Source organism: Frankia sp. AgPm24, assembly GCF_023243055.1.
Lineage (GTDB): Bacteria > Actinomycetota > Actinomycetes > Frankiales > Frankiaceae > Frankia > Frankia umida.
This window is the reverse complement of record NZ_JALKFW010000215.1, coordinates 37,352-57,958: the sequence shown is the minus strand read 5'-3', so window position 1 is coordinate 57,958 and position 20,607 is coordinate 37,352. Positions and strand designations below refer to the sequence as shown.

At 72.1% G+C, this 20,607-nt stretch carries 20 protein-coding genes; 13 read left to right on the top strand and 7 right to left on the bottom strand.

The window, feature by feature from the left end:
* The gene (locus tag MXD61_RS24565) at window positions 1-765 is read right to left on the bottom strand and encodes a YcnI family protein (protein WP_248815777.1); all 765 of its coding nucleotides are present in this window, start codon (window positions 763-765) and stop codon (window positions 1-3) included.
* A 236-nt stretch (window positions 766-1,001) separates the two neighbouring features.
* Window positions 1,002-1,688, bottom strand: a complete 687-nt coding sequence (locus MXD61_RS24560; RefSeq protein ID WP_248815776.1) for a hypothetical protein — start codon at window positions 1,686-1,688, stop codon at window positions 1,002-1,004.
* A 99-nt stretch (window positions 1,689-1,787) separates the two neighbouring features.
* On the opposite strand from MXD61_RS24560, the gene MXD61_RS24555 reads away from it, so the two are divergent.
* Together MXD61_RS24555 and MXD61_RS28580 are read left to right on the top strand one after the other, a co-directional pair.
* Complete coding sequence (locus tag MXD61_RS24555) at window positions 1,788-2,432, top strand: response regulator transcription factor (RefSeq protein ID WP_248815775.1); 645 nt, start codon at window positions 1,788-1,790, stop codon at window positions 2,430-2,432.
* 313 nt (window positions 2,433-2,745) lie between these two features.
* Window positions 2,746-2,910: a hypothetical protein gene (locus MXD61_RS28580; RefSeq protein ID WP_308222838.1), complete on the top strand. Its 165-nt coding sequence runs from the start codon at window positions 2,746-2,748 to the stop codon at window positions 2,908-2,910.
* Between the two features lie 59 nt (window positions 2,911-2,969).
* Here the strand turns inward: MXD61_RS28580 and MXD61_RS24545 are convergent, their stop codons facing one another.
* Window positions 2,970-3,305, bottom strand: a complete 336-nt coding sequence (locus MXD61_RS24545; RefSeq protein WP_248815773.1) for a type II toxin-antitoxin system VapB family antitoxin — start codon at window positions 3,303-3,305, stop codon at window positions 2,970-2,972.
* A 238-nt stretch (window positions 3,306-3,543) separates the two neighbouring features.
* Here MXD61_RS24545 and MXD61_RS24540 point away from each other — a divergent pair, with 238 nt between their 5' ends.
* From MXD61_RS24540 to MXD61_RS24510, 7 genes are all read left to right on the top strand, one after another.
* Entirely contained in the window at window positions 3,544-4,377 is an 834-nt protein-coding gene (locus tag MXD61_RS24540; protein WP_308222837.1) for a DUF2470 domain-containing protein, read from the top strand.
* Window positions 4,378-4,494: 117 nt separating this feature from the next.
* Entirely contained in the window at window positions 4,495-5,259 is a 765-nt protein-coding gene (locus MXD61_RS24535; protein WP_163548013.1) for a metal ABC transporter ATP-binding protein, read from the top strand.
* On the top strand, window positions 5,259-6,128 hold the full coding sequence (locus MXD61_RS24530; RefSeq protein ID WP_163548012.1) for a metal ABC transporter permease: 870 nt from the start codon (window positions 5,259-5,261) through the stop codon (window positions 6,126-6,128). Before MXD61_RS24535 ends, MXD61_RS24530 begins: the two co-directional genes overlap by 1 nt.
* Window positions 6,125-7,006 carry a metal ABC transporter permease gene (locus tag MXD61_RS24525; protein WP_248815772.1) on the top strand — a complete coding sequence of 294 codons (882 nt, stop codon included), beginning with the start codon at window positions 6,125-6,127 and terminating at the stop codon, window positions 7,004-7,006. The genes MXD61_RS24530 and MXD61_RS24525 overlap by 4 nt, the downstream gene beginning before the upstream one ends.
* A gap of 3 nt (window positions 7,007-7,009) precedes the next feature.
* Entirely contained in the window at window positions 7,010-8,224 is a 1,215-nt protein-coding gene (locus MXD61_RS24520; protein ID WP_248815771.1) for a pyridoxal phosphate-dependent aminotransferase, read from the top strand.
* 614 nt (window positions 8,225-8,838) lie between these two features.
* Window positions 8,839-10,587 (top strand): hypothetical protein, encoded by a 1,749-nt coding sequence (locus MXD61_RS24515; protein WP_248815770.1) that lies wholly within the window; start codon window positions 8,839-8,841, stop codon window positions 10,585-10,587.
* A 6-nt stretch (window positions 10,588-10,593) separates the two neighbouring features.
* Entirely contained in the window at window positions 10,594-11,079 is a 486-nt protein-coding gene (locus tag MXD61_RS24510) for a Fur family transcriptional regulator (protein ID WP_248815769.1), read from the top strand.
* A gap of 79 nt (window positions 11,080-11,158) precedes the next feature.
* On the opposite strand, the gene MXD61_RS24505 is transcribed toward MXD61_RS24510, so the two are convergent.
* Together MXD61_RS24505 and MXD61_RS24500 are read right to left on the bottom strand one after the other, a co-directional pair.
* Window positions 11,159-12,343, bottom strand: coding sequence for a CapA family protein (locus MXD61_RS24505; RefSeq protein ID WP_248815768.1), 1,185 nt, complete (start codon window positions 12,341-12,343; stop codon window positions 11,159-11,161).
* On the bottom strand, window positions 12,340-13,269 hold the full coding sequence (locus MXD61_RS24500; RefSeq protein ID WP_248815767.1) for an LLM class F420-dependent oxidoreductase: 930 nt from the start codon (window positions 13,267-13,269) through the stop codon (window positions 12,340-12,342). The genes MXD61_RS24505 and MXD61_RS24500 overlap by 4 nt, the downstream gene beginning before the upstream one ends.
* Before the next feature lie 131 nt (window positions 13,270-13,400).
* Between MXD61_RS24500 and MXD61_RS24495 the strand changes: the two genes are divergently transcribed.
* The 4 genes from MXD61_RS24495 (at window position 13,401) to MXD61_RS24480 (ending at window position 17,918) form a co-directional block, all read left to right on the top strand.
* Window positions 13,401-14,669, top strand: coding sequence for a thiamine pyrophosphate-dependent dehydrogenase E1 component subunit alpha (locus MXD61_RS24495; RefSeq protein WP_374629514.1), 1,269 nt, complete (start codon window positions 13,401-13,403; stop codon window positions 14,667-14,669).
* Window positions 14,670-14,899: 230 nt separating this feature from the next.
* Complete coding sequence (locus tag MXD61_RS24490) at window positions 14,900-15,874, top strand: alpha-ketoacid dehydrogenase subunit beta (protein WP_248815785.1); 975 nt, start codon at window positions 14,900-14,902, stop codon at window positions 15,872-15,874.
* A gap of 13 nt (window positions 15,875-15,887) precedes the next feature.
* Complete coding sequence (locus MXD61_RS24485) at window positions 15,888-17,561, top strand: dihydrolipoamide acetyltransferase family protein (RefSeq protein ID WP_248815766.1); 1,674 nt, start codon at window positions 15,888-15,890, stop codon at window positions 17,559-17,561.
* A 120-nt stretch (window positions 17,562-17,681) separates the two neighbouring features.
* On the top strand, window positions 17,682-17,918 hold the full coding sequence (locus MXD61_RS24480) for a hypothetical protein (protein WP_101836413.1): 237 nt from the start codon (window positions 17,682-17,684) through the stop codon (window positions 17,916-17,918).
* A gap of 105 nt (window positions 17,919-18,023) precedes the next feature.
* Here MXD61_RS24480 and MXD61_RS24475 read toward each other — a convergent pair whose 3' ends face one another.
* Both MXD61_RS24475 and MXD61_RS24470 read right to left on the bottom strand, forming a co-directional pair.
* Window positions 18,024-18,416, bottom strand: coding sequence for a hypothetical protein (locus MXD61_RS24475; RefSeq protein ID WP_248815765.1), 393 nt, complete (start codon window positions 18,414-18,416; stop codon window positions 18,024-18,026).
* A 155-nt stretch (window positions 18,417-18,571) separates the two neighbouring features.
* Complete coding sequence (locus tag MXD61_RS24470; protein WP_248815764.1) at window positions 18,572-20,404, bottom strand: acyl-CoA dehydrogenase; 1,833 nt, start codon at window positions 20,402-20,404, stop codon at window positions 18,572-18,574.
* Between the last annotated feature and the right edge of the window lie 203 nt (window positions 20,405-20,607).

The window sequence follows — 20,607 nt, the reverse complement described above, 5'->3', positions numbered from 1 at the left end:
CTACGCCTGCCGCCGTGACGTGCGGACGGCGAAGACCGCGGCCAGTGCCACGGCGATCAGCCCGAGCACGACACCGGCGATGCCGAGCGCCCGGGCCGTCCCGTCGTCACTGTCGCCACCGCTGGCCGCCGCCGTGCTGGTCTGTGTGTCGCCGCCGGTGCTCGAGGTGTCGGCGGGCGCCGCCGTGCCCGTGCCCTGCGCCGAGGCGGCGGTGATGGTGATCGTCGGGGCGGGGAGGTCCGGTTCGGGCTGGCCCGGCGCGGCGATCTGGACCCAGCGCACCACCTCGCCGTTGGAGTAGGTCTGCAACGCCTTGAACGCCACCGGGCCGGCGGTGGTCGGCAGCGGTCCGGCGGACACGTTGAACGTGTCGAACTCCCCCGGCCGGATGCCGGGGCTGCCCTGCGCCACGGTCCAGGTGATCCGGCTGACCACCTCGTCGACCGCGCCGTCGTCGGAGCGCAGCGGCCGCGCCGGCTTCGACTTCGTGATCCGGTAGTCCCAGCCGGCCTTCGGCTGCACCGAGACCGAGGCGATCGGAGCCTCGCTGGGGAACTGGACGTCGAGGCTGGTCGTGGAGGCGCTGTCCTGCTCGTTGGGCACCTTGAACGTCAGCGTCGTGTAGGCGCCGGGAGCCGCCGTCGCCGGCGCGACGGAGACGTGCGCCGAGGCCGGTGTGACCGCCACGGCCAGCGTGGCCGCGCCGACCGCGGCCAGCACACCCAGCCGGGAGAGACGTCGTGGCCGGAAAATACCTGCAGGCATGGAAAACCCCTCGAATGTCCCCGCGGCACACGACGGTGCCCGGGGATCGGAAGTCCGGAAAAGGTGCGACCGAGACGTCGCCGAAGGGAGGGGAAAGGCCGGACAGCGCACCCGCGCAGCCGTCATCCACCCGATGGACATGCCGGTGTGACACGCCGGCCCCCACTGGACGCGGCCAGGTGCGGTCAGGGTGCGGCGCCGGCCATGACGGGCCGGCGCCGGTAAGCTCTCGCCCCCTACGGCAGGGCTGGCAGGGGCGGGCCACGGCGGCGGGCGGCGCGCCCCAGCGGCCGGGTGTGCGCCCGGGGCGCCCGACAGGGGCTGACGGCGCGCAGGACCGGTGGGCGGGCCGGGACTCCCCCGGCCAGTAGCACCACCGACCATCCGGCGATCCGCTCGAACGGACCGCGGGCCAGCGACGCCGACGCGAGGCTCCCGACGCACCACAGCACCCGCTCGGCGCGGCGCAGCAGGACCGCGACCAGCAGCGCCGCCAGCACGTGCGCGAGCAGCATCCGGCTGCTCAACAGGCCGAGGCAGGCCGCCCGCGCCGCCGGCAGCCCGGCCGCGTGCGCCGCCGCCGGCATGTCCATCCCGGCCATGCCAAGGCCAGCCGCCGCCGTCCCGGCCGCGGTGGCCGGATCGCCCAGCGCGGGCTGGACCGCGTGGGTGTGCGGCGCCACGAGCCCGAACGCGAGGTGCAGTGCCACCTGAGCACCGGCGACACCGCACGACAACGCCGGCAGCCCACGCTCACGACCGGCGAGACCGAAGGCGAGCCGGGTGAGTATCCCGACGGCGAGGACCGTGACGACCAGGCCCGGACGACCGGCGCCGCCCACCGCGTGGGCGACCCAGGCGAGGCTGACCGACGAGGTGGCGAACGCGGCGGCACGACCGAGGCGCGCCGTGCCCCCGTTCACCGACCAACCCGTCCCCACAGGGAGCAAGCTTGCCATGCCGGTCCGACAGACCGCCATACCCCGCGGTGTCGGCCAGACGTCCCAGTACGCTCACCGACTGTGCGAGTTGTCATCGCCGAGGATTCGGTCCTGCTCCGTGAAGGTCTACGTCGGCTGCTCACGGACGCGGGATGCGAGGTGGTAGCGACCGTCGGCGACGGTCCCGGGCTGGTCGCCGCGGTGGTGGAGCATCGACCCGACGTCTCGGTCGTGGATGTGCGGATGCCGCCGTCCCACCGGGACGAGGGGCTGCGGGCGGCGATCACCGCGCGCTGCGAGGTGCCTGGTTCGCCGGTGCTGGTGCTCAGCCAGTACGTCGAGAGGCAGTACGCGGCCGAGCTGCTCGCCGACGGTGCCGGCGCCATCGGCTATCTGCTCAAGGACCGGGTCGCGGACGTGCGGGAGTTCGTCGACGCGGTGCGCCGGGTGGCCGCCGGTGGCACCGTCATGGATCCGGAGGTCGTCGCCCAGCTGCTCGTGCGCAACCGCCGCGACGACCCGTTGCGCACCCTCACCCCGCGCGAACGCGAGGTGCTGACGCTGATGGCCGAGGGGCGTTCGAACACCGCCATCGCCACGCATCTGGTGGTCAGCGGCGGGGCGGTGGAGAAACACATCTCCAATGTCTTCGCGAAACTCGGTCTGGAGCCGAGCAACGCGGACCATCGGCGGGTCCTGGCCGTCCTCGCCTATCTGCGCGGCTGACCGTCCGGACTGCCCGGACACCGGGTGGCGGCCAGACTGACGCTCCGACCACGGATGACCGCTGACCGGCGACGCAGTGAGGGTGGATGGTCACACAACCCGGGGGTACCCGTAGGCTGCCGTTTCTGTGAGCCCCATTCTCGCGCCCGGACGAGTGGGAAACACCATTCGGTCGCTGTTGATCCTTACCGTACTCGTCCTGCTGATGCGAACGGCTTACCTCCTGTGGTTTTTCCACACGCCGGCCTGGACGTCCCGGCCGGGTGAGATCCGGTACTGCGGTGGGTGGTACGAGCGGCTGGATCGACCGGAGGTGACCGCCGGCACGGCGATCTCCACGGCCGGTGGACGACTGAAGATGGTCATGCGCTCCCCCGTGTGGCGGCCGATCGTGGCCTACAAGCCGTCATCCGGCTGCCCGCGTTACGTGTTCGCCAAGGTCGGCGACAACGCCTACGTCTCCTACCGGGCGCAGTGACGTGAGCATCCTCACACCACCGCGAGGGGCGTGAGGCGCCGCGGACCGGCCGTTCGCGGCTACCGGGCGACCGAGGACCGGGCCGTGTCGCCGAGCCGGGGACCCGTGTGCACGTACACCCGGGCGTGGATCGACGTGCGCTGCTGCAACGCCGCCCGCACGGCCCGGTGCAGACCGTCCTCCAGGTAGAGGGCCCCACCCCACTCGATCACATGGGGGAACAGGTCGCCGTAGAAGGTCGAGTCCTCGTCCAGCAGGACATCCAGCGCGAGCACCCGTTTCGTCGTGACGAGCTGGTCGAGCCGGACCTGGCGTGGGGGTATGGCCGCCCAGTCCCGCTGACCAAGGCCGTGCTCGGGGTACGGGCGACCATCTCCGACCAATCTGAAGATCACCGGCACCTCCTCCTCGAGGGCGAGACATCCATCGTCAGGACAGCCTAGAAGCCGCGCGACACCGAGAGGACTCCGGTCGGCCCAGACCGGGAACCGCGGACAGCGGGACCACATGCGCGCGACCCCTGGCACTACGGGGCGCGGCGGTACTTGACCCTCAGCCGAACAAGGACTTAAGTAAGCCTAACCTGATGGCCGGGGGGTTGTGATGGAGGCGCTAGTGGGCGGGAAAGACCCGGTGGGCGAGGGCGTCGGCGTCGACGGTCTGGTGAGCATGGACAGCCCGATCGGCGTGACAGGCCCCGTCACCGCAGTGAACAGCGACGACGATATGACCGTACTGGCCCAGCGGGCGCGCACGGTCCTCGCCAGCGGGCGCACCGCACTGCTCACGCTGCCCTGCGAGCGGGCCCGCGGCTGGGTGGGCATGATCGACGACGGCGGCGAGCCTCTGCTGATGGCCCGGGCCGACGGGCGGATCGCCGAGGCGGCCCAGAGCGGGCGCCGCAGCTGGGTGGATGTGCCCGGGCACTTCGGCGAGCGACTGATCCTCACCGGCACGTTGCGGGTGGTGCCCGGCACCACCGCCCAGATCCTGAGTCGCCTCGCCGATCTGGGCCGCTCCGTCGACCCGATCGACGCCGTCGCCGACGGGCTCGCGATGCTCGCCGTCTCGGTGGACGAGGTGGTCCTGTGCCTGCCGCCGGCCGACCAGGCCGGGCGGGTGCGACGGTGGTCGACCGGGGCGGTGGGTCGCCGTATCGACCTGGCGACGTACGCCTTCGCCGAGCCGGACCTCATCGACGCGTACGCTCCCGAACTGATCGATCATCTCAACACCCGCCACGCCGAGCAGATGTGTCAGCTCGCCGGCGGCGGCCGCACCCCCGGCGGGGACATCGCCGGCGCGTACGTCAGCGGCCTCGACCGTTACGGCATGGACCTGTGGCGCGTCGACACCACCGGCGCGCATCCGGTGCGGATCGTGTTCGACGAGCCGCTCGGTGAGCCACGCTCGCTCGGCCGGGAGCTGCGCCGCCTGCTCGAACGCGCCGGGCGCGACGCCGGGTGAACGCGACCGGCTGACCATCCTTCGACACCGGTGGTGCGGGCCGCGAGGTCCGACACCCGTGGTGTTGGCGTATGCCGCGTTTGACACCGGCATCGACAACCGTTTTCAATTAGCGGCATGCCACCGCCGGTCCACGATGCCGCGATCGTCTTCACGCACGCGAGCGTCGCCTACGATCGGTTTCCGGCGGTCGAGCAGGTCAACGGCACGGTGCGCCCCGGTGAGATCGTCGCGCTGGTCGGGCCGAACGGCGCCGGCAAGTCCAGCCTGATCAAGGCCGTGCTCGGCCTGGTCCCGGTCGTGGCGGGTTCGATCGTCGTGCTGGGCCGCCCGCCCGCGCAGGCCCGCCGCCAGGTCGCCTACGTCCCCCAGGCGGACACGCTCGACCCGAACTTCCCGATCTCGGTCGCCCAGGTCGTCCTGATGGGCCGCTACCGGCGGATCGGCTGGCTGCGCCCGCCGGGCCGGGCCGACCGGGCGGCCGCCGCGGCGGCGCTGGCCGCCGTCGGCCTCGAGCACCGCGCGCGCGACCGGTTCGGCCTGCTCTCGGGCGGGCAACGCCAGCGGGTGCTGCTGGCCCGGGCGATCGCGTCCGAACCGGCGGTGCTGGTGCTCGACGAACCCTTCAACGGAGTGGATGTCGTCTCCCAGGAGGCTCTGCTGGGCGCGGTGCGGGAGCTGACCGCCCGCGGCGCCGCAGTGATCATCTCTACACATGACCTGACCCTCGCGCAGTCGGCCTGCGATCGGGTCTGCCTGCTCAACCGGCGCCAGTTCGCCTTCGGCCCGCCGGCCGACGTGCTCACCCCGCCGCTGCTGCGCCAGGCCTACGGTGGCGCCGCCCTCGAACTCGCCGATCACGGCCTGATCCTGGCCCGGTGATGACCGACCTGCTGATCGAGCCGTTCGGCGCGCCCTACATGGCTCGGGCGCTGGTGGAGGGGTTGATCCTCGGTGCGCTGTGCGGCGCGGTCGGGGTGTACGTGCTGGTACGGCGCCTCGCCTTCCTGGCCGACGCGATCACCCACACGGTCTTCCCCGGTGTGGTGATCGGTTTCCTGGTGTCCGGGCAGTCCGGGATCGTGCCCGGGGCGCTGGTCTGCGCGGTGCTCGCCGCCGGGCTGTTCACCCTGGTCACCTCGACCGACCGGGTCAGCGACGACGCGACCCTCGCCGTGCTGCTGACCTCGTTCTTCGCCCTCGGTGTCGTGCTGGTCTCCCGGCAGCGCTCCTACACCGCCGACCTCACCGCGTTCCTGTTCGGCCACATCCTGACGATCGACCGGTCCGACATCCTGGTCACCGCCGCGGTGGCGGTGCTCGCCGTACTGGTCCTGCTCGCACTCGGACGCCCGCTGCTCGCCGGCGCGTTCGACCGCGAGTGGGCCCGGGCCGCCGGCTACCGGATCACCCTGCTTGACCTGGTCGGGAACATGCTGATCGCGCTGGTGGTGGTCGCCGCCGTGCAGGCGGTCGGCACGGTGCTCGTCATCGCCATGCTGGTGGTACCCGCGGCGACGGCCCGGCTGGTCTCCGATCGGCTGCCCGTCATCGTCGCGGTCGCGATGGGGCTTGGCCTGCTCGGCGCCTGGTGGGGGCTGGCCGCCAGCTACTCGGCCTCGATCGACCACGGGGTGCGGCTGTCCGCCGGTGCGACGATCGTGCTGGTGCTGGTCGCCGGCTACGCCCTGGCCCTGCTCGGCCGGGTCGCCCACCGCGCGCTGGCCCGGCCGGCGACGGCGACCCGATGACGCTGTTCGGTTCGCTCGGTGACGGCTATGTGCGGCGGGCGTTGCTCGAGGTCGTGCTGCTCGGGGTGCTGTGTGGTGCGGTGGGCGTCCAGGTGGTGCTGCGGCGGCTGGCGTTCCTCACCACGGCCCTGACCCATGCGACCTTCCCCGGGGTGGTGCTGGCCTCGCTGCTCGGTATCGGGCTGGTGCTCGGCGCGGGGCTGTTCGGTGTGCTGGTCGTCGCGGTCGTCGCGGTGCTGACGGGGACGCGTGGGGCCGGTCGCGGCCGGGAGACGAGCAGCGTCACCGCGGTCGTGCTCGCCGGCGGTTTCGCGCTGGGGCTCGCGTTGATGTCCACCCGCAACGGGTTCAGCCGTGACCTGACCGCGTTTCTGGTCGGCTCGGTGCTCACGGTCTCCCCGAGCGACATCGTCGCCACGGCGGTGACCACGGTGTGCGTCCTGGGGCTGCTCGCCGGGCTGCGCAAGGAGCTGCTGCTGGGTGCGTTCGACCCGGGTGCGCTCGCGGCCGCCGGTTACCCCGTCCGGGCGCTGGATCTCGTCCTGCTGCTGATGATCGAGGCGACCGTGGTGACGTCGCTGCCGGCGGTCGGCACGATCATGGCGGTGGCGCTGATCGTCGGGCCGGCCGCCACCGCCCGGCTGTGGTGCTCCGGCGCCGGGACGATGACCGCGGTGGCGATGGTGATCGGCGTGCTCTCCGGGGTGGTCGGCCTTGCTGTCAGTGAGCAGTGGAACGTGGCCGCGGGCGGGGCGATCGTGCTGACGGTGGCGGCGTTCTTCACGGTTTCCCTGGTGGCGCGGTCCCTCCCCAGGGGTGAGTCGGCGATGCGACCGGCGGCCCAGGAGAAATCTGTTGGACGCCCCACCTACTCTTAGTAGATGGAGTTCTCCCAGTCCGACAAGCTCGCCGACGTCTGCTACGACGTCCGCGGGCCGGTCCTCGACGAGGCGACCCGGTTGGAAGCGGCCGGTGCGCGCATCCTCAAGCTGAACATCGGCAACCCCGCGCCGTTCGGCTTCTCCGCACCGCCGGAGGTACTCCAGGCCGTCATGGCACACCTGGCGGACGCCCAGGGCTACAGCGACTCCAAGGGTCTGATCGCCGCGCGCGAGGCCGTCGTGCGCTACCACCTGCGCAAGGGCATCCGCGGGATCAGCCCGGACAGCGTGTACCTCGGCAACGGCGTCTCCGAGATGATCATGATGTCGTTGCAGGCGCTGCTCAACAACGGCGACGAGGTCCTCGTGCCCGCGCCCGACTACCCCCTGTGGACGGCGGTGGCCAGCCTCTGTGGTGGGCGGCCGGTGCACTACCTGTGCGACGAGTCCGCCGACTGGGCGCCCGACCTCGCCGACATCGCCCGCAAGGTCACCCCGCGCACCCGGGCCATCGTGGTGATCAACCCGAACAACCCGACCGGTGCCGTCTACGACCGGGCCACGCTCGAGGGCATCATCGAGATCGCCCGCCGCCATGAGCTGATGCTGCTCTCCGACGAGATCTACGACCGCATCCTCTACGACGACGTCGAGCACCTCTCCACCGCGTCGCTGGCGCCCGACCTCGTGTGCATGACCTTCAACGGCCTGTCGAAGGCCTACCGGCTCGCCGGCTTCCGCGCCGGCTGGATGGTCCTGTCCGGCCCACGCGAGCGGGCCACCTCGTACATCGAGGGCCTCAACATCCTCGCGAACATGCGTCTGTGCGCGAACGTCCCCGGCCAGTACGCCGTGGTCGCGGCGCTGACGGAGGACGGCGGAGCCGGCGACCTCGTGCTGCCCGGCGGGCGGCTGCGTGAACAGCGCGACACCGTCATCCGGCTGCTGAGCGCCATCCCCGGGGTGACCTGCGTGCCACCGCGCGGTGCCCTCTACGCCTTCCCCCGCCTCGATCCGGACGTCTACCCCATCGACGACGACGAACAGTTCGTCTTCGACCTGCTGGCCGCGGAGAACATCCTGCTGGTGCAGGGCTCCGGCTTCAACTGGCCGCGCCCCGACCACGTCCGGATCGTGACCCTTCCCTCGGTCGCCGACCTCACCGACGCCGTCGGCCGGATCGACCGCTTCCTCGCCTACTACAAACAGCGCTGACCATCCCCCGGCCGTCGCCACGCCCCGCGACCAGCCGCGGACGAGGATCCGTCGGCGTGGGGCAGCCCCTGTGCACCCTGCACGCCCGTCGGACCCCGGGATGCCGTCACGCGATGTGACCGTGGGTCGGGGGCAGCGCTGTGTCGTGGGAGCGATCCGGCAGGATTCACGACGACCGGCGGAAACACCCGGATCGTTGCGCGTCGCGCTGTGCGACGGCCGTCGCGGAGCGAGCAGGAGGTGAACCGGGAGTGAACGAAGGCGGCTCCCCTGCGCCGAAGCCCTCGCTGTCCGCCGCACCCCCGACCTCGGCTTCTGCCTCCACGATCCTGCCGCGCCAGGACTCGCCGCGGTCATCTCCCGGCGCGGATCGGTCACCTGAGGCACCGGGCGCAGCACTCCTCGAAGGCGGTTCGGCGGCGACGCACCGCCCACGAGCCATCCGAGTTATCCACAGCTTCATCCACAGGAATCGAGTGTTCTGTGGAAAACCTGTGGACGAATCCCGTGGAACGGGGCCCGAGGCGGCCGAGGGAGCCGCCAGGGCCGACAGGAGCGACGGCTCGTGGCGCGGCCGGCCGGTGCGCGCGGCTGAACGTCATCGACGGGACGTCGTGCTGGCGCTCGTGCTGGCGGGCGTCATGGTCGGGGTGGACGTCGCACTGCACACCAGAATTGGTCGACCGTTGTGGTACGACGAGCTCTGGCGGCCGCACTTCGCGGGGGAGCCGTCCGGCACGTTCTGGTCAGAGCTCCAGGTGGCGAACGCACCGTCCTCGCTCGGCTCGATCGCGCTGACTCGGCTCGCCGGGGAGGTCCTGGGCTGGCACGCCTGGTCACTGCGGCTGGTCGGGGCGACGCTCTGGCTGCCGGTACTGGCCGCGGGCACCTACCTGACCAGTCGCCGGTTCACCGGGGTGGTCGCGGCCCTCGGCGCCGCCGTGGCGGTCGCGGGCAGTGTCACGGTGGTCGACTCGGGCACCCAGCTCAAGCCGTACGTGCTGGACGCGGTCGTCACCCTCGCCGTCCTGGCGCTGTGGACGGCGTCCGGGCACCGGCTGCGCAACCGGACGCTTGCCGGCGCGCTGACGCTGCTCTCGCTGCCGGCGGTGTTCGTGCTGCTGCCCCTGGTCGTCCGGGACGTCCGCCGGGAGCGCGGCGGCGCCTGGCGGTCGTCGCCCGCCCTGGTCATCGCCGCGATCCACGTGAAACTCTTCGTCGGGCACCAGTCCGGGCAGCGGGTGAGCCACTTCTGGGACGACCAGTTCCTGGCCGGACGTGGCGTGGTCGGTGGTCTGCGCTTCGTCGCCGATCAGGTGCTCGCGACGCTCGGTGGCACCCCGCCCGGCATCGACCGGTACGACCCCAATCTGGTGCACTCCCTGGTCGAGGGGCATCGCGTGGTGACGACGGTGCTGGGCGCCGCGACCACGGCGGCCGTCCTGGTCGGGGTGCGGGTGCTGTGGCGGCGTCCGGGCGGCGCGACGCTGCTGGAGGCGCTCGGCGGTGCGGAGTTGCTCGTGCTGGCGGCCAGCGGCGCCCGGTACTGGCCGTTCGGTGCCTGCCGGACGAACCTCTTCCTCGTCCCCCTGCTGGTGATCGTCGCCGCGGCCGGTGCGGACGAGCTGCTGGCCACGGCCCGCCGGATCGTCACCGGCCGACACGACAGCCTGGACCGACACGACAGCCTGGACCGGCAGCATGACGGCGCGGCCCGGATCGGCCCTCGGGCTCTGCCCGTGCGCGCGGCCATGGTCGCGGCGATCGTCGTGTGCCTGGCCGGGGTGGTGGCGACGCCGGTGAGCGCCTCGGGGGGACTCGGCCAGTTGTGGCGTGAGCGTGGGGCCGTCCGTCCGATCGACGCGATGGTGGCGGTGACCGTCGCGGCTCGGGCGCAGTACCGGCCCGGCGACACGGTGATCGTCGGTGGCCGGCTCGCACGGGCCGGGTGGCTGTACGGCATGGAACTCAGCGATGACACCGGCGGAACGCGCGCCCAGCGCGTCCCGCGGTCCGCGACGATCTTTCTGACCACGATCGGCGGCGGTACCGGCGCGGGCGGTGCGGGCGGTGCTGCCAGTCGGGCGGGGGTCCTTGGCTCGGGGGATGTGGCCGCCGTGGTGCGGGGTCGGCGGCCTCCGTCCGGTGGTGGGGTGCTGGTGTTCGTGCTTGCCTACGACCGCCGGGGCGCCCCGGCGGCGCTCGCCCAGCTGCGCCGGGACGGCTGGTGCACGACGTCCAGCCAGGCCTTCGAACTCACCGGAACTCTGTACGGTCTACGTCGCTGCCCGGCCACGGCGCGGGCCGATGCCCCACATCGGCCGGTGGAACGCGACAGTTGGCCAATCCATGCACGAAGATAGGGGAAAATGGCTGAGGGAGCGCCGGTGCACATCGCCGAAGAGGGCAGTAGCGGGCCGTCCCGCCGCCGTGGGGCGCCCGGACGAGGCACCACTGTGCGGGCGACCCGTCAGGGTGACGCCGTCTGCGCCGCGCTCGCCGAGACCGATGCCTTCACCAGCGCCCAGGATCTGCATGCCCGGCTGCGCGCGCAGGGGACGGCGGTGGGGCTGACCACCGTCTACCGCCATCTGCAGGTGCTGGTCGACCGGGGTGAGGTCGACATGCTGCGCCGCGACGACGGCGAGACCGTCTACCGGCGCTGCGCCACCGAGGCGCACCATCACCACCTGGTCTGCCGGTCCTGCGGTCGGACGGTGGAGATCGCCGGGCCTGAGATCGAACAGTGGACGGAGGCGGTCGCGGCGGCCGAGGGGTTCGTCGACGTCGCCCACACCGTGGAGATCTACGGCACCTGTGCCAGCTGCGCGCTGGCGGCCGAATCCTCCGCCTGACGCCGCCCCCGCGATGGGGCGGGCGGCGAGGCGCGGTCGCGGAGCGGACGGTGGGCTGGGTGTCACGGTGGGCTGGGTGTCACGGTGGGCTGGCGGACAGGCCGGTGCAGGGGCGTAGGGCGTTCCAGCTGGCGAGGGCCTGGGTGGCGGCGGTGCCGGTGAGGGGACGGGGGGCGCCGCCGGAGATGCGGGCGGGTACCCAGGTGGCGTCGGTGACGGCGCGACCGGCCGCGGTCAGCCGGAGCACCCCGGATTCGGTGTTGCGGCCGCCACCGGAGGCGTAGAAGACGAAGTTCCCCAGGCCGTAGTCGACGTAGGCGCCGTCGCTGGCCCAGCCGCCGCCGAGGAGCACATGGGCGTGGCTGCCGACGACGATGTCGGCGCCGGCGGCGGTCAGCAGCGGCTCGAGGGCGCGTTGGGCGTCACCGGGGCACTGCTGCTGCTCGACACCCCAGTGCAGGAACACGATCAGTGTGTCGGTCGACGCCCGGGCGGCGCGGACGGCGGCGACCAGCCTGTCGACCTGTTTCGCCGAGGCGAGGCCGGGTTTGCCGGGACCTGCGGTCCAGGCGGCGGCCAGCTGGTCATCGAGGACCTGGGTGGCGCCGATGACCGTGATCCGCTGGCCTTTGATCGTCGTCCGGTACGGGGTGAAGGCGCTGGTGTCGTCCAGGCCGATGCCGATCACCGGGTAGTGGGCGGCGGAGGCGGCCGCCAGCGAGTCGCGCAGGCCGACCTCGCCGTAGTCCATACCGTGGTTGTTGGCCATGTTCACGACGTCGATGCCGGCGGCGCGCACGGCGTCGAAGGCGGTGGCGGGGGCGCGGAAGGTGAACTCCTTCGGCGCCGCGGTGCCGCGGTCGGTGACGGCGGTCTCCAGGTTCGCGATCGCGAGGTCGGCGGCGGACAGGGTGGCCGACATCGGGCCGACCGCGGTCGCCGGATCGGCGGCCAGACGCTGGCCGGACGAGCCGGCGAAGTGGATGTCCCCGCCGAAGGCGATCGTGACCGGTGTCCCGGTCGGCCGGCGTGGGCCGTTGCCGACCGGGGTGGCGCCGGCCGTGGGGGTGGACGTCGCCTGGCCCGCGGCACCGGCCGAGGTGCCGGGGGTCGGGGTCGGCGTCACCGGATCGTCGGTGTCGCCGTACGGCAGCGAGCAGGCCGTCAGCATGATGACCAGCCCGACCGCCCCGGCCACGGCCGCCCGAACCGGTGCGGCCCGAGCCAGCGCCGCCCGAACCAGCGCGGCCCGGGTCGGGATCACGGGGTGAGCAGGGCGGGGGCGAGCTCGCGCCACTGGCGGCGGGGCAGCCCACGGCGGTCGAAGTCGAGGACCTGGACGGCCACCTGGTCGGCGCCGGCGTCGAGGTGCTCCTTGATCCGTCCGAGCAGGGCGTCTGCGTCGCCCCAGGCGACGATCGTGTCGACCAGCCGGTCGGAGCCGGTGCCGGCGAGGTCGTCGTCGTCGAAGCCGAAGCGACGCAGGTTCGTGGTGTAGTTCGGCAGCCGCAGGTAGGAGCCGGTGTGCCGACGGGCGAGTTCGCGCGCCTGCCCCGGATCGGTGTGCAGCACGAACGCCTGCTCGGGGATGAGCAGTTTGTCGGGGCCGAGGATCGCGCGGGCCGCGGCGGTGTGCTCGGGTGGGACGAAGTAGGTGTGGGCGCCGTCGGCGCGGTCGCGGGCGAGGCCGAGCATCTTCGGGCCGAGCGCGGCGAGCACCCGCGGCGGGGCGGCTGCCGGGGGGACGGCACGGTACTGCTCGGCCGCCATCCGGTCCATCTCGTCGAGGTAGGCGGCCATCTGGGACAGCGGCCGGGTGTAGGCGGCACCGCGGATGTGCATCAGCTCCGCGTGCGAGACACCCAGGCCCAGCAGGAAGCGGTCGGGGAAGGCCTCGGTGAGGGCCAGCTGGGCCGCGGTCATCGTCAGCGGGTTGCGCGCCAGGATCTGGGCGATGCCGGTGGCGATCGTGATCTGGCTGGTGGCGGCCAGCGCCAGGCTCGCGGTGACCAGCACCTCGCGGCCCTTGACCTCACCCGTCCACAGGGTGGGGTAGCCGAGTTCGTCGAGCTCCGTGATCGCCTCGCGGACCACACCGGCCGGCGAGAAGTCGAACTGGCCGCTCCAGATCCCGACCTTTCCGAGATCACGGCGGGCCGACGGGCGGGTCGCGTCCTGCGCAGTCGTCACCGCGCCACCGTACCGAGCTCCCCGTCCCGTGGCAGGTCCTCCCGGGGCTCGGGCCCGTTGCGGACACGCGGATCCGAGCGGACGGGCCGATCGGGTTGCCAGCCGGCCAGCAGGGTCTATCGTTGCTCAGTGTGACGGAGCTCATGCAGCTACTCACCCCGGGTGGTCGACGGATCACTGTGGCATCCGAGGCGATGTCACCCGCGGCGGATGACCCGCCGGTCGACGTCGCGGCGTCCGATCCACGTCCCGAGATCGGTGAGCCGAGCGCCGTCGATCTGGACCTGCCGGCGCTGGTCGCCGACCTCACCCCGGCCGATCTGGTCGGCTTCTACCGGGACATGGTGCTGGTCCGCCGGTTCGACGAGGAGGCGACCAGCCTCCAGCGTCAGGGTGAGCTGGGCCTGTGGGCGAGCCTGCGCGGGCAGGAGGCGGCCCAGGTCGGCTCCGGGCGGGCGCTGGGCACCCACGACATGGCCTTCCCGTCCTACCGCGAGCATGGCGTGGCCTGGTGTCGCGGGGTGGACCCGGCCGCGATCCTGGGGATCTTCCGGGGGACGAGCCTGGGTGGCTGGGATCCCGACGAGCACGGGTTCGCCCTGTACTCGATCGTCGTCGGCGCGCAGACGCTGCACGCCGCCGGCTACGCGATGGGGATGTCCCGCGATCACAGCGCCGGTGCGGCGATCGTCTACTTCGGCGACGGGGCGTCCAGCGAGGGCGATGTCAACGAGGCGTTCGGCTGGGCGGGTGTGTTCGGCGCGCCGCTGGTGTTCTTCTGCCAGAACAACCAGTGGGCGATCTCCGAGCCGGCCCGGCGACAGAGCCGCACCAAGATCTTCCATCGGGCATCCGGTTTCGGTTTCCCCAGCGTCCGGGTGGACGGCAACGACGTGCTGGCCTGCCTCGCCGTCACCCGATGGGCCCTGGCGACGGCGCGGGCCGGCCGCGGACCGGTGCTGGTCGAGGCGCTCACCTACCGGATGGGCGCGCACACCACCGCCGACGATCCGACCCGCTACCAGGCCAGCGAGCAGCTCGAACGATGGCGCCGACTCGACCCGCTGGACCGGCTGCGCACCCACCTCGTCGCCGCCGGCCACCTCGACGAACAGCGGGAGCAGCGCCTCGCGTTGGAGGCCGACGCGTTGGCGCATGACCTGCGCGTACGTTGTCGCGCGTTGCCCGACCCGGATCCGGCGATGCTGTTCGACCATGTCCAGGTCACCGACAATGCTCTGGTGACGGCGCAGCGCGCGGCCTTCGTCGCGGCCCGCGCCGGCAGCGCGGACGGCAGAGACGTCGCGGGTGGCGGAGCTGGCGCGGATGGCAGTGGTGTCGGGGCGAGGGAGGGAACGGTCGTGGCGGGCGAGCGGCGTGGGAGCGGGGCAACGTGGTGACAGGAGAGTTGGCGACGAACGGCGCGGCGACGAACGGCCTGGCGACCCAGGAAGTGGCCCGGGCCAGCGAGACGCGGACCAGCGAGGCACGGACCGGCGAGACGCGGACCGGCGAGACGCGGACCGGCGAGACGCGGACCAGCGAGACGCGGACCGGACCGGCGAGCGGTAGCGCGCAACCGGCTCCGATCACGCTGGCCAAGGCGCTCAATCTCGGCCTGCACGCGGCGATGGCGGCGGACCCCAAGGTCATCGTGATGGGTGAGGACGTCGGCACGCTCGGTGGGGTCTTCCGGGTGACCGACGGTCTGCAACGGGAGTTCGGCGAGGCCCGGGTCATCGACACCCCGCTGGCCGAGTCTGCGATCGTCGGGACCGCGATCGGACTGGCCATGCGCGGCTACCGGCCGGTCTGCGAGATCCAGTTCGACGGTTTCGTCTACCCGGCGTTCGACCAGATCGTCAGCCAGCTGGCGAAGCTGCACTACCGGTCGGCGGGGCGCATCCGGCTGCCGGTGACGATCCGCATCCCGTTCGGCGGTGGCATCGGTGCGGTCGAACATCACAGTGAGTCACCGGAAGCGTACTTCTGCCATACCGCCGGACTGAAGGTGGTCGCCTGCTCGAACCCGCACGACGCGCACCACATGATCCAGCAGGCGATCCGCTCCGACGATCCGGTGATCTTCCTGGAGCCCAAGCGGCGCTACTGGGAGAAGGCGCTGGTCGACCCGCGTCCCCTCCCCGACCTGGTGACGGGTTCGGTGGACGCGGTCGACGCGGCGGGCGCGGCGGTGGGGCTGCATCGCAGTGTCGTCGTGCGCGCCGGCACCGATGCCACGCTCGTCGGCTACGGCCCGACCGTGCGGACCTGTCTGGACGCGGCCGAGGTGAGCGCCGCGGACGACGACCGGTCACTGGAGGTCATCGACCTGCGTTCGCTGTCGCCGCTGGACCTGGGCCCGGTGCTCGAGTCGGTGCGCCGCACCGGACGGCTGGTGGTCGTGCACGAGGCGCCGTCGAACGTGTCGGTCTCCGCGGAGGTCGCGGCCCGGGTCACCGAGGCGGCGTTCTACTCGCTGGAGGCCCCGGTGCTGCGGGTGACCGGTTTCGACACCCCGTATCCGCCGGCCCGCATCGAGGACCACTACCTGCCGGACGTCGACCGCATCCTCGATGCCGTCGACCGCTCCTTCGCGTTCTGAACTGGGGATCCTCGTGGCACAGCGACAGTTCCGGCTTCCCGATCTCGGTGAGGGACTCACCGACGCGGACATCGTCCGCTGGCTCGTGCAGGCCGGTGACGCCGTCACGGTGAACCAGCCGCTCGTGGAGGTGGAGACCGCGAAGGCGGTCGTCGAGATCCCCAGCCCCTTCGCCGGCGTCCTCGTCGAACGGCACGTCGAGGAGGGTGTCACCCTCGCCGTCGGCGCCCCGCTGCTGACCGTCCGCACCGCGGACGGCGACGGCACCTCTGACCTGGATGGCACCTCTGACCGCGATGGCGCCGCCGCGACGGCAGGCGCGCCCGAGGGGGAGGCCGGTGCCGACGGGGGCCCGGCCGAGGACGAACGCACCCCGGTTCTGGTCGGCTATGGGCCGCGGACGCATCAACAACGCCGACGGAGCCCTCGGCGGCGGCCCGTCCCGGCGGGCGAGCCCACCCCCACGCCCGCGGCGGCACAACCACCGGCCCAGTCCTCCGAGCCAGCCCAGTCCTCCGAACCGGCACAGTCCTCCGAGCCAGCACGGTCCTCCGAGCCAGCACGGTCCTCCGAGCCAGCACGGTCCTCCGAGCCAGCACGGTCACCGGCGCTCACGCGGGCGGCCGCGGACGGTCGGACGGTCGGCGCGGTGCTGGCCAAGCCGCCCGTGCGCAAGCTGGCCCGGGACCTCGGCGTCGACCTCACCACGCTGGTTGGCACCGGGCCCAACGGGACGATCCGGCGCAGCGACATCGAGGCCGCGATGCGCGTCGCGGCCCGCGCGCTCCCGGTCGCGAACCCGCCCGTCTGGCCGACGACCGGCCCGGCGGCGGTGGGCATCCCGGGGCCGGAAACGCCGCTGTCCGCGACACCGCTGCCAGGGTCAGCGCCGGGGCCAGGGCTGGTACCGGGGCGGGCGGGGGCGATCCCGGCGGACGCGACCTATCTGGGCGCCGACGGCGGTGCGGAGGGCCTCGGTGGCTGGCGGGTGCCGGTGGTCGGGGTGCGCCGCGCGATGGCGCAGGCGATGGTCGCCAGTGTCGCGGCGGCGCCGCACGTCACCGAGTTCCTGAGCGCGGATGCCACCGAGACGATGGCGGCACGGGAGCGGATCGCGGCGCTGCCGGAGTTCACCGGGGTCCGGATCACGCCGTTGCTGTTCGTCGCCCGTGCCCTGCTGATCGCCGTCCGACGGCATCCGATGATCAATTCCCGCTGGGTGGCGGACGCCGGTGACGGACGGGCGGAGATCCGGGTGGCCGAACAGGTGAACCTGGGTATCGCCGTGGCCGGGCCGCGGGGTCTCGTGGTGCCGCACATTCCGGCGGCCGATCGGCTTGACCTGGCCGGTCTCGCCCAGGCGCTGGCCACCCTGACCGCGGACGCCCGCGCCGATCGGCTGGAGCCGGCCCGGCTGCGCGGCGCGACCATCACCATCACCAATGTGGGGGCGCTTGGTGTCGACATCGGCACACCGATTCTCAACCCGCCCGAGGCCGCGATTCTGGCGCTCGGCTCGATCCGCCCGACTCCCTGGGTGCACGAGGGGCAGGTCACCGCGCGTACGGTGGTGCAGCTCGCGCTGTCCTTCGACCATCGGATCGTGGACGGACGCCTCGGTGCCGCGGTACTCGCGGACATCGGTGCCATGCTCACCGACCCCACGGTCGCACTCGCCTGGTCGTGATCCTCTCATCGGAGCCACCAGGTCACCACAAAGCACGCGAGAGGGGCACACAACTGTGCACTCGGGGTTCCCTGGTACGGTTGCGCCCCTGACCGGATTCCGGCACAAAGAGGTGGAACCATGACGCGAGTGGAGGCACTTCAGGCCGCGGACGAGTTCGTCGCCAAGGTGCTGACCTCCGCCAACTCCAGCGGCCGCTTCACGGGCACGCTGAACCTGGCTGAGCGGGTCGATCTCACTCTCCGAGTGGCCCGGTTCCTGCTTGAGGGGCAGTCCTCCTCGGAGTCCGACGATCTGCTGAAGCGGGACATGCGCAACGAACTCGACCAGGCTTTTCCGCCCCTGCGCACCTCCTGATCGGAGGCGGCGCAGGGGCGCTGGTCGGACAGCGGTCGAACGGCGTTCGGGCGGTGGGTGGGAGTCGTCCGGCAAGGCCACTGCGGTGAGGCGTGTCCGGCAGGGTCAGGAACGCGGCCGGGTGGTCTCCGGCTCCGTGGAGCCCACGTGCACGACCTCCTGCGGCTCCAGCTCCGGGTGGCGTCGCGCGTTGAGCTTGTCGTCCTCCTCCGCGGTGAGCCCGGGCTCCCGGCGCCGCGGCGCCTCGTAGGGCGAGCTCGGGTCGACCAGGATGGTGTCGTCCACCGACACCGGCGACGGCGTGCCGGCCTCGACGGACTCCTCGACGATCCGGCGGCGCCACTGGTTCTGGTAGAGGGTGATGCCGAGGCCGACCAGGCTCACCAGCATCAGGATGATCCCGACCGAGTCCAGATCGAGACCGGACGGATCGCTACGGACGGCGAAGGTGAGTACGGCACCAAGGGTGAAGAACGCGAGGCTCAGCGGGATTCCCATGCCGCCCGCTGTACCCGGCGATCGGCCCAATACAACCCCCGCACGCCACAAAGACCACGAACCCCGGAAATGTGCCCGGGGTCCGTGGTCTTCGGGTGTCGAGACGGTGCTCCCGGCTGGTCGCCGGATCGGTCCAGCTCATGGGCCGGCTCAGCTCAGAAGGCGTCCTCGGCCAGGTCCATGAGCTCGAGCCCGGTGCTCTCGGCGAGGGCGCGGGCCATCTTCAGCTCCGGCAGCACGGTCGCCGCGAACCAGCGAGCGGCGGCGATCTTGCCCCGGTAGAACTCGGCGTCCCGGCCTTCGTCGGCACCGCCCGCGAGCGCCCGCAGCGCCACGTCCGCGCCGCGCAGCAGCAGCCAGCCGATCAGCAGGTCACCGACACCCAGCAGCAGACGGGTGGTGTTCAGGCCGACCTTGTAGACCTGCCGCGGGTCGTCGGCGGCGCTGGTGAGCTGGCCGACCATGGCGCCGATGATGCCCTCGGTGTCCTCCAGCGCGGCGCCGAGCGCCTCCCGCTCGTGGCGCAGCTCGCCGTTGCCCGCCTCCCCCTTGACGAAGGTCTGGATCTCGCCGAGCACCGCGGTCAGTGCCTGGCCGCGATCGCGCACGATCTTGCGGAAGAACAGGTCCTGGCCCTGGATGGAGGTCGTCCCCTCGTACAGGGTGTCGATCTTGGCATCGCGCAGGTACTGCTCGAGCGGATAGTCCTGCAGGTAGCCGGAGCCGCCGAACACCTGCAGGGACGACGCCAGCAGCTCGTAGGACCGCTCCGAGCCGACCCCCTTGATGATCGGCAGCAGCAGGTCGTTGATCCGCACGGCGAGCTCGTCGTTCTCCCCGCGGGCCTGCGCCGCCGCGATCCGGTCCTGGAAGGTGGCGGTGTAGAGGACCAGCGACCGCATCCCCTCGGCATAGGCCTTCTGCGCCATGAGCATCCGACGCACGTCCGGGTGGTGGATGATCGTGACGCGCGGCGCGGACTTGTCGGTGGCCCGCGGCAGGTCGGCGCCCTGCACCCGGGTGCGGGCGTAGTCCAGGGCATTGAGGTAGCCGGTGGACAGGGTCGCGATCGCCTTGGTGCCCACCATCATCCGGGCGTACTCGATGATCTGGAACATCTGCGCGATGCCCTCGTGGACGTCGCCGACGAGCCAGCCCACCGCCGGTGTGCGCTCGCCGAAGCGCAGTTCGGTGGTCGTGGAGACCTTCAGGCCCATCTTCTTCTCGAGGTTGGTGACGTAGACGCCGTTGCGCTCGCCGGGGTCGCCGGTCGTCGGGTCCGGCATGAACTTCGGCACGACGAACATCGACAGGCCCTTCGTCCCGGGGCCGTGGCCCTCCGGACGGGCGAGCACGAGATGGACGATGTTCTCCGGGATGTCCCAGTCACCGCTGGTGATGAAGCGCTTGACGCCCTCGATGTGCCAGGTGCCGTCCGGCTGGGCGAGCGCTCTGGTCCGCCCGGCGCCGACATCGGAGCCGGCGTCGGGCTCGGTGAGCACCATCGTCGCGCCCCAGTGCCGCTCGATCATGAAGTTCGCGATCGTGCGCTGCCACTCGGTGCCCATCCCGTGCAGGATCGCCGCGAACGTCGGCCCGGCCATGTACATGAACACCGCCGGGTTGGCTCCGAGCAGCAGCTCGGACCCCGCCCAGGCGACCGTCGGTGACACTCCGAGCCCGCCGAGCTGGTTCGGGACGAACAGTCGCCACCACTCGCCGTCGAGCACCGCCTGGTAGGAGCGCTTGAACGACTCGGGCAGGGTGACCGTGCCGGTCTCGGGGTCGAGCGTGGGCGGATGCCGGTCGGCGTCGGCGAACGAGTCCGCCACCGGCCCCCGGGCCAACGCGTCGAGTTCGGTGAGGGCCGCGCGGGCGGTGTCGACATCCATCTCCTCGAAGGGAGCGGAGCCGAGCACCCGATCGACGCCGAACAGCTCGAACAGATTGAACTCCAGATCGCGCAGGTTGCTCCGGTAGTGGCCCATGGACGGCTCCTTTCGGGAGCGCCGGGCGGCACACAGAGGCCGAGGCCCGGGCTTTGCTACTCGTGAGTACGGTATTCCCATGCTACCCGCGAGTAACCCGCTGACAAGTGGGGTCGAACAACCCGAACGCCGATAGTTCGGCCCTGCGGCGGTGACCGGGCGCGGCCGGCACCGGTCTCGCCGGGCGACATCTCCCACCACGG